The organism is Stenotrophomonas sp. 05L414_2 (genome assembly GCF_056397905.1).
In genome coordinates this window covers 25,322-36,090 of the sequence record NZ_JBFTOJ010000045.1, presented here as the reverse complement: position 1 = coordinate 36,090, position 10,769 = coordinate 25,322, and the positions used below count along the sequence as shown (strand labels likewise).

At 66.1% G+C, this 10,769-nt stretch carries 10 protein-coding genes; 6 read left to right on the top strand and 4 right to left on the bottom strand.

Annotation, left to right across the window (positions count from 1 at the left end; all coding sequences use genetic code 11):
• Positions 1–43 precede the first annotated feature (43 nt).
• From AC1DJN_RS08655 to arsC, 3 genes are all read left to right on the top strand, one after another.
• On the top strand, positions 44–529 hold the full coding sequence (locus AC1DJN_RS08655) for a DUF456 domain-containing protein (protein ID WP_032978837.1): 486 nt from the start codon (positions 44–46) through the stop codon (positions 527–529).
• 122 nt (positions 530–651) lie between these two features.
• Positions 652–1,806 carry a phospholipase A gene (locus tag AC1DJN_RS08650; protein WP_478039085.1) on the top strand — a complete coding sequence of 385 codons (1,155 nt, stop codon included), beginning with the start codon at positions 652–654 and terminating at the stop codon, positions 1,804–1,806.
• Positions 1,806–2,147, top strand: coding sequence for an arsenate reductase (glutaredoxin) (gene arsC / locus AC1DJN_RS08645; protein ID WP_032978833.1), 342 nt, complete (start codon positions 1,806–1,808; stop codon positions 2,145–2,147). The genes AC1DJN_RS08650 and arsC overlap by 1 nt, the downstream gene beginning before the upstream one ends.
• A gap of 49 nt (positions 2,148–2,196) precedes the next feature.
• Here the strand turns inward: arsC and AC1DJN_RS08640 are convergent, their stop codons facing one another.
• The 3 genes from AC1DJN_RS08640 to AC1DJN_RS08630 form a co-directional block, all read right to left on the bottom strand.
• A complete protein-coding gene (locus tag AC1DJN_RS08640; RefSeq protein ID WP_032978831.1) occupies positions 2,197–2,832 on the bottom strand; it encodes a glutathione S-transferase family protein in 636 nt (211 codons plus the stop codon).
• Positions 2,833–2,885: 53 nt separating this feature from the next.
• Positions 2,886–3,188, bottom strand: a complete 303-nt coding sequence (locus AC1DJN_RS08635) for a hypothetical protein (RefSeq protein WP_080148872.1) — start codon at positions 3,186–3,188, stop codon at positions 2,886–2,888.
• A gap of 582 nt (positions 3,189–3,770) precedes the next feature.
• Positions 3,771–5,288, bottom strand: a complete 1,518-nt coding sequence (locus tag AC1DJN_RS08630) for a fumarate hydratase (protein ID WP_025876754.1) — start codon at positions 5,286–5,288, stop codon at positions 3,771–3,773.
• A 147-nt stretch (positions 5,289–5,435) separates the two neighbouring features.
• Between AC1DJN_RS08630 and AC1DJN_RS08625 the strand changes: the two genes are divergently transcribed.
• Both AC1DJN_RS08625 and AC1DJN_RS08620 read left to right on the top strand, forming a co-directional pair.
• Positions 5,436–6,332 (top strand): RNA polymerase sigma-70 factor, encoded by an 897-nt coding sequence (locus AC1DJN_RS08625; RefSeq protein ID WP_032978828.1) that lies wholly within the window; start codon positions 5,436–5,438, stop codon positions 6,330–6,332.
• 36 nt (positions 6,333–6,368) lie between these two features.
• Positions 6,369–6,818 (top strand): carboxymuconolactone decarboxylase family protein, encoded by a 450-nt coding sequence (locus AC1DJN_RS08620; RefSeq protein ID WP_032978827.1) that lies wholly within the window; start codon positions 6,369–6,371, stop codon positions 6,816–6,818.
• A 58-nt stretch (positions 6,819–6,876) separates the two neighbouring features.
• Here the strand turns inward: AC1DJN_RS08620 and AC1DJN_RS08615 are convergent, their stop codons facing one another.
• Positions 6,877–8,718, bottom strand: a complete 1,842-nt coding sequence (locus tag AC1DJN_RS08615) for a sulfatase-like hydrolase/transferase (RefSeq protein ID WP_313113956.1) — start codon at positions 8,716–8,718, stop codon at positions 6,877–6,879.
• Between the two features lie 174 nt (positions 8,719–8,892).
• Here AC1DJN_RS08615 and AC1DJN_RS08610 point away from each other — a divergent pair, with 174 nt between their 5' ends.
• Positions 8,893–10,746: an ABC transporter ATP-binding protein gene (locus AC1DJN_RS08610; protein WP_315828815.1), complete on the top strand. Its 1,854-nt coding sequence runs from the start codon at positions 8,893–8,895 to the stop codon at positions 10,744–10,746.
• Positions 10,747–10,769: the final 23 nt, after the last annotated feature.

Sequence of the window (10,769 nt, the reverse complement as noted above, 5' to 3'; positions counted from 1 at the left end):
ACCTTTCACTGTCAACCCCAAAAAGACAACCATACTGGACAGCATGGACCTCTCATTCATCTTGTATCTGCTAGCGGTCATTTTTGTCCTCATCGGCATCGCCGGTATCGTCCTGCCGGCCCTGCCGGGCATCCCGCTGGTCTTCATCGGGCTGGTGCTGGGGGCCTGGGCAGACGGCTTCGTCCACGTCGGCTGGCCCACCCTGCTGATCCTCGGCGTGCTGACCGCGCTGTCGCTGCTGGTCGACGTGCTGGCGACCGTGGTTGGCGCCAAGCGCGTGGGCGCCAGCCGCAAAGCGCTCTGGGGCACCTTCATCGGCAGCATCGTCGGCCTGTTCTTCATGCCGATCGGATTGTTCGCCGGGCCGTTGCTGGGCGCGCTGCTGGGCGAGTACTGGCATACCCGCGAGCTCGGCCGCTCGACCAAGGTCGGGCTGGCCACGTGGCTGGGCATCCTGCTGGGCCTGGCGCTGAAGCTGGCGCTGGTGATCGCGATGCTGGGCCTGTTCGCCTTCGCCTGGTTCCTGTGAGGCATGCTTCCTTCACGCAGCGCGCACGCACACGCCGGGCATAAACCCGTGGGGCTGGCCGTTACCGGATGCAGCCGCCACACTGTCCCTCTTTCCGCATTCATTCCGAAGGGCCTGCTGCAATGACCCTCTCTCCGTTGTTTCCCCGTCTTGCACCGCTGGCGTTGGCCCTGGCCAGCGCGCCACTGGCAGCGCAGGAATTCGCGCCCAGCGCCGAGGCCTCGCCGGCCGCCTGCGCAGCCATCACGACCGATGCTGCCCGTCTGGCCTGCTACGACCGCCAGTTCGGGCGCACGCCTCAGGCCACCGCCGAAGCTGATGCGGCCGCCGAAGCCGCCGCACAGGCACGTCGCGAGCAGCGCGACACCACGCGGGTGAGCCAGGGCGAGGAGAAGCTGCGCGAGCGTGTCAGCGATCTGTTCCGGTCCGAAGCGCCGGACAGCGCACTTGCCAATGCCGGCCGCGGTTCGCTGCTGGACAGCCGCTGGGAACTGGCCGAGGACTCCAAGCTGGGCCCGTTCCAGCTGCGCGCGTACAAGCCTGTCTACCTGCTGCCGGCATTCTGGACCAGCGACCGCAACACCATGCCGCACTCGCCGAACCCGGCCAACAGCGTGACCACCCCGCAGGTGCTGGACAGCGCTGAGCTGAAGTTCCAGATCAGCTTCAAGACCAAGATCGCCGAGAACCTGTTCGGCGACAACGGCGATATCTGGGCGGGCTATACCCAGAGTTCGCGCTGGCAGGCCTACAACGGCGAGGACTCGCGCCCGTTCCGCGAGACCAACTACGAGCCGGAAGTGATGATGGTGTTCCGCAACGGCTACTCGATCGGTGGCTGGCGTGGGCGGATGACCGGCATCAGCCTCAACCACCAGTCCAACGSCCGTGCCGATCCGCTGTCGCGCAGCTGGAACCGGGTGATCCTCAACGTCGGCCTCGACCGCGAGAACTGGGCACTGGTGCTGCGCCCCTGGTACCGCATTCCCGAGACCCGCAGCGACGACAACAACCCGGACATCGAGGACTACATGGGCCGCGGCGACGCGACCCTGACCTGGAACCACAAGGGTCACGAGGTCTCGTTGATGGCACGTCATTCGCTGCGCACCGGTGACCGCTCGCACGGCGCGCTGCAGCTGGACTACGGCTTCCCGATCAGCAACCTGCTGCGTGGCCATGTGCAGATCTTCGACGGCTATGGCGAGAGCCTGATCGATTACAACCACAAGGCGACCTACGTCGGCGTGGGCGTGTCCCTGCTGGAGTGGTTCTGATGGATGTGACGATCTGGCACAACCCCGCGTGCAGCAACTCGCGCGGGGCGCTCCAGCTGATCCGCGACGCCGGTTTCGAGCCGGTGGTGATCGACTATCTCGGCAGCCCGCCCGACGTGGCCACGCTGCGCCAGGTACTGGCCGAATCCGGCCTGGCCGCGACCGGGCTGGTGCGCAGCAAGGAACCCGAGTTTGCCGCACTGGGTCTGCAGGGAAGCGATGACGACGCCCTGCTGGCCGCGATGGCCACCCACCCACGGCTGATCAACCGCCCGGTGGTACGCACCGCGAAGGGTACCCGCCTGTGCCGCCCCCCGGAAACGGTGCTGGAGATCCTGTAACCCGCCCCGCTTTGGTAGAGCCGAGCCATGCTCGGCTCTACAGAACGGGTTACCGCCAGTCGGTGATGCCTTCGCGGCGATAGACCTCGGCGAACGCCGGGCGCGCCTTCAGGCGATCCGCATACGCCTTCAATACCGGCCAGTGGTCGCTGGGGGTGGGCATGTTGCGTGACCAGCGCATCAACATCACCAGCATGAAATCGACCACGCCCGGCGCATCGCCGAGCAGGTAGGGACCGCCGTCCTGCAGGTGTGCGGCAACGTGCTGCCACGCTGCCTCCAGCTGCTGCCGTGCCATCGTACGCACGGCCTCGATGCACTCGCCACCCGCTGCTTCATGCGGATAGAACCAGGCGCGGTAGGCCGGCTGCACGGTGTTGGCGCACCAGAACATCCAGCGATAGGCCTCGCCGCGTGCCGGCGTGCCGACGACAGGCAACAACCCTGCCTGCGGATGACGGTCTGCCAGATACAGCGCGATCGCGGCCGCCTCGGTCAGTACATGGCCGTCGATCAACAGGGTCGGCACCCTGCCCGCCGGATTGAGCGCCAGGTAGCCAGCTGATTTGTGCTCGCGCGTTTCGAAATCGAGCAGCACCAGTTCGTGCTCGATGCCGAGCTCGATCAGCAGCCAATGCACCACCAGCGAGGCGGTGCTGGTGGAACCATACAAGGTGGTGCGCATAGGACCTGTCCTGGGCGGGGAACGGCTGATTATGCGCGCTGTCCCCGGCGTGGTCAGCCGCAGGTGCTCATGCAGGTATCACGACGCTCGCCGCAGCCCATCATCGGTGCGCGCAGCGTGCAGTCGTGCGCCTTCAACTCGCAGGAACGGCGCAGTTCCGGATGCTCGATGTCCTTGCAGCGCTGGTCCGGCGTCGGTGCCACCTGCTGCTCGCAGCTGGACTGGCGGCTGCCGATCCCCTGGCCTTCGGCCATGCAGCTGCGATAGCTGGCCTGGCACTGCATCTGGCACTGGGCACCGGCGCTGAAGCCGCCCCCACCGCCATACGACGAAGATGACGTACTGCAGCCGGCCATGACCAGCAGGGTGACAAGGGAAAGGCTACGCAACAGGTTCACAGGACGCTCCTTGTTCAATAGACCGGAAGACTGCCAGAAGAACGGGTTTCGCTCACCGATCCGCCGCAGTCGAGTACACACTGCGCCCGGGTCGCATCACRGGCGCGCGTGTTGGCTGCGGTGGCGCAGTATGCGCCGGCGCCACGTGCGCCCTCGCAACGATGCCGCATCTTCTCGTCAGCGATGTCACTGCATCTGTCGATGACGCGCTCCTTGTCCGACTGACAGCTCTGCTGCGCCATCTCGGCCATCGAACGTGCCTGATCCGCGCACTGCATGTGCCGCTGCGTACACCCCGCTGCACACACGCGGCCGGCCTCGCTGGTGGGTTGCTTGACGTAATACTGCGGCGCGCAGCCCACCATCAAGGCAAGGGCGGCTGCGGCGAAAACATTGCGTATTCCTTGACGCACAAACAGCTTCCCTTGCCTGGCAACGCGCACACCCTAGCAAAGCCGCACGGTTGCAGTCGTTAAACGGAGAACGGCGCCACCCGGGCGCCGTTCTGCAATCGGACGGGCGTGGTCGACGCCGCGCCGATCACTCCACCACGACAGGAATCTTGCCGATGCGGGCCTGCCACTCGCGCGGGCCGGTCTTGTGCACCGACTCGCCGGTGGAATCGACGGCCACGGTCACCGGCATGTCTTCCACGGTGAACTCGTAGATCGCTTCCATGCCCAGGTCCGCAAAGCCGACGACCTTGGCCGCCTTGATCGCCTTGGACACCAGATAGGCCGAACCACCGACGGCCATCAGGTAGGCCGACTTGTGCTTCTTGATGGCCTCGATCGCGGCCGGACCGCGCTCGGCCTTGCCGACCATGCCCAGCAGGCCGGTCTGTGCCAGCACCTGCTCGGTGAACTTGTCCATGCGGGTGGCGGTGGTCGGACCGGCCGGGCCTACCACTTCGTCGCGCACCGGATCGACCGGGCCGACGTAGTAGATGAAGCGCCCCTTCAGATCGACCGGCAGTTCCTCGCCCTTGTTGAGCATGTCGACCATGCGCTTGTGCGCGGCGTCACGGCCGGTCAGCAGCTTGCCGTTGAGCAGCAGGGTCTGGCCCGGCTTCCAGCTGGCCACGTCTTCCGGGGTGATCGTGTCCAGGTCCACGCGGGTGCCCTTGGACGCGTCGTAGGTCAGCTTCGGCCAGTCTTCCAGCGACGGCGGGTCCAGCATCACCGGGCCGCTGCCATCCAGGGTGAAGTGCGCATGGCGGGTGGCGGCGCAGTTCGGGATCATCGCCACCGGCAGGTTGGCCGCGTGGGTCGGGTAGTCGTTGATCTTGATGTCGAGCACGGTGGTCAGGCCACCCAGGCCCTGCGCACCGATACCCAGTGCGTTGACCTTCTCGTACAGCTCCAGACGCAGTTCCTCGATGCGGTTGGACGCACCACGGGCCTGCAGCTCGGTGATGTCGATCGGCTCCATCAGCGCTTCCTTGGCCAGCAGCATCGCCTTCTCGGCAGTGCCGCCGATGCCGATGCCGAGCATGCCCGGCGGGCACCAGCCCGCGCCCATGGTCGGCACGGTCTTCAGCACCCAGTCGACGATCGAGTCGGACGGGTTGAGCATGGCGAACTTGGTCTTGGCTTCCGAGCCACCGCCCTTGGCGGCAACGATCACCTCCACGGTGTTGCCCGGCACCACCTTGACGTTGACCACGCCCGGGGTGTTGTCCTTGGTATTGATGCGCTTGCCGGCCGGATCGGCCAGCACCGAAGCGCGCAGCTTGTTGTCCGGGTACAGGTAGGCGCGGCGGATGCCTTCGTTGGCCATGTCCTCCACGCCCATGGTGGCGTCATCCCAGCGCACGTCCATGCCGATTTCCAGGAACACGGTGACGATGCCGGTGTCCTGGCAGATCGGCCGATGGCCTTCGGCGCACATCCGCGAGTTGATCAGGATCTGCGCGATCGCCTCCTTCGCTGCCGGCGACTCCTCGCGCTCATAGGCGGCGGCAAGGTTCTTGATGTAGTCGACCGGGTGGTAGTACGAGATGTACTGCAGCGCGTCGGCGACGGACTGGATGAGGTCTTCCTGCTTGATCGATGTCACGGATTGCTCGCTTGCTGAAGGCTGGCGGGGGTAATCCGCCCATTTTACCCCCTCCCTCGACCGTGGGGTGGTGGTGCCGGCCGCTGGCCGGCAAGATCCGACCCTGCCCTCTGTCACGCTGCGCCCCGCTGGCGCGTCCTTGCCCACATGAACGCCGAAACCGCCTTCCAGACCCACCGCCCACGCCTGATGGCGCTGGCCTACCGCCTTCTTGGCAGCCGCAGCGACGCCGAGGACGTGGTCCAGGACGCCTGGCTGCGCTGGGCCGGCAGCGATTCGGCCGCCATCGTCGACCCCGAGGCCTGGCTGGTGACCACCACCACCCGGCTGGGGCTGGACCGGCTGCGGGCAGCCAAGCGTGAACGCACCCACTATGTCGGGCCGTGGCTGGCCGAACCGCTGGCGATCACCCTCGAACCCGACCCGGCGCCCGGCCCCGCGCAGCTGCACGCGCTGGCCGACGACGTCTCCGTGGCCTTCCTGACCCTGCTCGAACAGCTCGGACCGGAGGAGCGCGCCGCCTTCCTGCTGAAGGAAGCCTTCGACCACGACTACCGCGAGATTGCCGAGCTGATCGGCCACAGCGAGGCCAATTGCCGCCAGCTGGTGCACCGGGCGCGGCAGCGCCTGCAGTCTGGGCGGCCGCGCTTCAATGCCGATGCCAGCCAGCACCGGCAGCTGCTGGCGCGTTTCATGGACGCTTCCCAGCGTGGCGACAGCGAGGCCATCCAGGCGCTGCTGCATGCCAACGCACTGCTGGTTTCCGATGGCGGTGGCGTGGTCACCGCAGCGGTGCGACCACTGCGGGGTGCCGAGCGTATCGGCCGCCTGTACTGGGCCATCGCCCGTCGCGGCGCGGCGCATCCGGCACAGCTCGGCTACGTCAATGGCGAACCGGCGATCCTGCGTTTCGAAGGCGACCACCTGCACTCGATCACCACCATCGAGGTGGTCGATGGCCGCATCGCCAATCTCTACAGCGTGCTCAATCCAGAAAAACTGCCTGCGGTTGTCACGCGCCGCGATACCCCGGCGTCCTTGTAGTGAAAGGCGGCCACCGTGGCCGCCGTGGAGCCGAAAATGTCCGACCACGCCTCTCCCCGCGTTCCCTACACCCGCCTGGCCGCCGAGGCCTTCAAGGGCCTGCTGGCCACCAGCAAGGCAGTGCATGACAGTTCGATCGATCCGACGTTGATGGAACTGGTATTCCTGCGCGTTTCGCAGCTCAATGGCTGCGGCTACTGCATGGACATGCACGGCACCGCGCTGCGCAAGGGCGGCATCGAACCGCGCAAGCTGGATACGCTGCCCGCCTGGCACGAAAGCCGCTTCTTCGACGACCGCGAGCGCGCGGCGCTGGGCTGGGCCGAGGCGCTGACCCGGTTGACTGATGGCGCACCGTCGCAGGCGGCGTTCGATGCGCTGGCACCGCACTTTGATGAGAAAGGCATCAGTGACCTGAGCATGGGCATTGCAGTGATCAATGCCTGGAACCGGCTGGGGGCCGGGCTGTTGCCGCCGCTGCCCTGATTTCCCGCCCAAACGGGCCCTTCCGCTGCGAAGGGCCTTGATCCGGCCGCGCTGGCCTCTACTGCAGCAACTGCATCTGGCCGATGATCGCGGCATTCACCTCGCCGCGCAGGGGGGAAGCGTCGTGCACAGGTCGATACTGGCCATCACGCACTTCGATGCCATAAGGGCGCAGCAGTATCGCCATCGATCCAAGCCGTACGCTGCGCGACGTCCATGATTCCACCAGCAACGGCCGCTGCGCGGGCAGCGGCCCGAAAAGATCCAGGCCGGCCGAATAGTCGCTGAAGGGCGCCGGGCAACCCAGCAGATGCCGCATCAGCGTGGGCGCCAGATCCATGTGACTGGTCACAGCAGGTTCGACCATCGGCGCCCGGCCGGGCCAGCGGATCAGTAGCGGAACCCGAGTCTGGTAATCACTGAAATTGCTGTTGTGCCCCCAGTCGTTCTGGCCGAGATCGTGGAACGATTCACCATGGTCGCTGGTGATGATGACGACCGTGTTGTCCGCCAGACCGGTGTGTTCCAGTGTCAGCAGTACATCGCCCAGCAAAGCGTCGGCTTTCAGCACGGCATTGCGGTAACGGTTGAACAGAGGGCCGGGGGCGGTGCGCCGCCCGACCCTGAGATGGTCGCCTGATCGCGCTTGCGGCAGGAATCGCCGTTCAGCGGCATCCGGCACGGCATAAGGCGTGTGAGCACTGTCCAGCAGCGCAAAGGCAAAGAAGGGGCGGGATGGATCGTGCGCCCGCAGGTCATCGCGCAGCTGTTCGATGACGTGTCGATCACGGCGGTCCTGCGGGGCATTGTCCGGAGCCGTGCGCAGCGGCGCATCCGTCTGCACGAACACCGCACGATCCAGCCGCGCGCCCTGCAGCGACGCACCGCCATACAGATGGAACTGGTAGTTGGCGCGGGCAAGCTGCTCCAGCAGCACGGGCCCGCGACGATGGTGAATCATCGTATCGGTGTGAAGCGCTGGCAGGCCGTAGAACAGACCGAACATGCCATGCATGGTGTTGTTTCCGGTGCTGTAGTGCCGGTCGGCACGCCAGGCCTGCTCGGCAAACCTCGACAGGTGGGGCATCTGTTGCGGCGAAAGCATGTCAAAGCGTAGCGAGTCGACCACCAGCAGCATTACATTCGGCGCTGACGGCGCCTGGCAGTGCAACGTTTTGCGCGGGTAGTTCAGCGCCGAGGCGGTTGCGGCACCTGCCTGCAGGCGGTCGTCGGCCGAAGCCGGGCCGGCCAGCCCCCATTGCGTCATCGTCCGGCGCGCGGTGGCGGTTTGCACCCATGGCACCCCCTGCACCGCAGCCAGCACAGCCCCCCCCTGGTTGGCGTCGTACCAGATCGCCATGCCCTGACTGACAATGAGCATGGGCAAGATTCCCAGCAACCAGCGTGGGCGTAACGCCCAGCGCCGGACCCATGATGATTGCAGCAGGCGCACCGCTCCCCACTGGGACACCACGATGGCCGTCACGGCCACTGCCATGGCAAGCCAGGCAGACACCGGCAGACCGAGCTGTTGCAACAATCCACCCTGCACCAGCAGCACCAGCACCAACCCGTTCAAGTGGAACCCGAACAGCTGGTACACACGCGAATCAACCAATACCAGCAACAACCAAGCGCTGGACAACGCCATCGTGAGTGGCACCGCCACTGGGCGCAGGGTGCGCCGCTGCAGGCATGCCCAGCCCGGAAGACAGCACATCAGCGCCGCCAGCCCAAGGTGCGAGATCGCCATAAGTGACACGAAAACGCGGCCATCCCACGTTGCCGGCCACTGCAGACTGCACAGCGTGGGCAGCAACGTGGCCACGGTAAGCACTACGACGTACAACGGCACCCATCCACGGGCGGACGGGGGCGCAAACACGGTACGGTTCTGCATGGTGTGAGGATCGAAGAACAAGCTCTCGACCCTAGAAGCCACGCTTCACGCGATTAATAGGAAAACTTGCAAATTCACGCGGTACCCCCAGCGTCCGCATCCCTGTTGCGCTTGCATTCAGCGCTGCATGCCCTGCATCGCGACGTTCACGCCCCCACAGCGCACAATGGTGCCATGCCTGCCGCTGCCGCCAAGAAACCCAGCCTGCGCCAACGCTTCAAGGCGATGCGCAACCTGCCGCCGTTCCTGCGCCAGGTGTGGCAGACCAGCCGCGCACTGACCCTGGCCAGCCTCGGCCTGCGCCTGATCCGTGCGCTGCTGCCGGTGGCGATGTTGTACGTCGGCAAGCTGATCATCGATACCGCCCTGCACCTGAGCCAGCACGGAGCCGGTTTTCCGCCGATGGGCGAGGCACTGTCCAGCGGCCTGCTCAATCCACTGCTCGGCCTGCTGGCACTGGAATTCGGCCTGGCGATCGCCTCGGACCTGCTCGGTCGGCTGGTCAGCTACGCCGATGCGCTGTTGTCGGAGCTGTTCGCCAACGCCACCAGCGTGCGCCTGATGGAACATGCGGCGACCCTGGACCTGGAGGATTTCGAGGACCCGGACCTGCAGGACAAGCTGGACCGCGCACGGCGCCAGACCATGGGCCGGATGAACCTGATGAGCCAGCTGTTCGGCCAGGTGCAGGATGCGATCACCGTTGCCAGCCTGGCCGTCGGCCTGCTGGTCTACGCACCGTGGCTGATCCTGCTGCTGGCGCTGGCGCTGGTGCCGGCCTTCATCGGCGAGTCGCACTTCAATGCGGCCGGCTACAGCCTCAACTTCCTGTGGACGCCGGAGCGCCGCCAGCTGGACTACCTGCGCCAGCTCGGTGCCAGCGTGGAGACGGCCAAGGAAGTAAAGATCTTCAACCTGCACCGGTTCCTGGTCGACCGCTACCGCAGCCTGTCGGCGGCACTGTTCCTGGCCAACCGCGCGCTTGCCCGGCGGCGGGCGTTCTGGGGCACGCTACTGGCCGCGCTGGGCACGCTGGGCTACTACACCGCGTATGCGTATATCGCCTGGCGCACGGTGCGTGGCGATTTCTCGATCGGTGACCTGACCTTTCTCGCCGGCAGCTTCCTGCGCCTGCGCCAGTTGCTGGAAGGCCTGCTGATCGGGTTCTCGCAGGTGGCCAGCCAGGCGCTGTACCTGGACGACCTGTATTCGTTCTTCCAGATTGAACCGGAAATCCACTCGCGCCAGGACGCGGTGCGCGTGCCGCAGCCGATCCGCGAGGGCTTCGTGTTCGAGGACGTGGGCTTCCGCTACCCCGATGCCGAGCAATGGGCCGTGCGCCACCTGGATTTCCACCTGCACGCGGGCGAAGTACTGGCGCTGGTCGGCGAGAACGGCGCGGGCAAGACCACCCTGGTCAAGCTGCTGGCACGCCTGTACGAACCGGACGAAGGCCGCATCCTGCTGGATGGGCGCGACCTGCGCGACTACGACCTGGACGACCTGCGCGCCAATCTGGGCGTGATCTTCCAGGATTTCGTGCGCTACAACCTCAGTGCCGGCGAGAACATCGGTGTCGGCCAGGTCGAAGCGATGGACGACCGCGCGCGGATCTCCGATGCCGCCCGCCGCGGCATGGCCGAGGAAGTGATCGCTGCCCTGCCCGGCGGCTATGACCAGCAGATCGGCCGCCGCTTCCAGCAGGGCGTGGACCTGTCTGGTGGGCAGTGGCAGAAGATCGCCATTGCCCGTGCGTGGATGCGCGATGCACAGGTGATGATCCTGGACGAGCCCACCGCGGCACTGGACGCCCGCGCCGAGTTCGARGTGTTCCAGCGGTTCAGGGAATTGGCGGATAATCGTACGGCAGTGCTGATTTCCCACCGCTTCTCTTCAGTACGCATGGCCGACCGCATCCTGGTGCTGGCCGATGGCCGGATCGAAGCCAGCGGCACGCACGAGCAGCTGATGGCACAGGGCGGCCGCTATGCCGAACTGTTCGAACTGCAGGCGGCCGGTTATCGCTGAGAACGCCTCTCGTTCCGCCTAAT

Bases quoted from the DNA above. Each gene is read 5' to 3' on its own strand.
- AC1DJN_RS08615 (WP_313113956.1), bottom strand. From the start codon at position 8,718: ATGCAGAACCGTACCGTGTTTGCGCCCCCGTCCGCCCGTGGATGGGTG.
- AC1DJN_RS08635 (WP_080148872.1), bottom strand. From the start codon at position 3,188: ATGGCCGGCTGCAGTACGTCATCTTCGTCGTATGGCGGTGGGGGCGGC.
- arsC (WP_032978833.1), top strand. From the start codon at position 1,806: ATGGATGTGACGATCTGGCACAACCCCGCGTGCAGCAACTCGCGCGGG.
- AC1DJN_RS08620 (WP_032978827.1), top strand. From the start codon at position 6,369: ATGTCCGACCACGCCTCTCCCCGCGTTCCCTACACCCGCCTGGCCGCC.
- AC1DJN_RS08640 (WP_032978831.1), bottom strand. From the start codon at position 2,832: ATGCGCACCACCTTGTATGGTTCCACCAGCACCGCCTCGCTGGTGGTG.
- AC1DJN_RS08625 (WP_032978828.1), top strand. From the start codon at position 5,436: ATGAACGCCGAAACCGCCTTCCAGACCCACCGCCCACGCCTGATGGCG.
- AC1DJN_RS08655 (WP_032978837.1), top strand. From the start codon at position 44: ATGGACCTCTCATTCATCTTGTATCTGCTAGCGGTCATTTTTGTCCTC.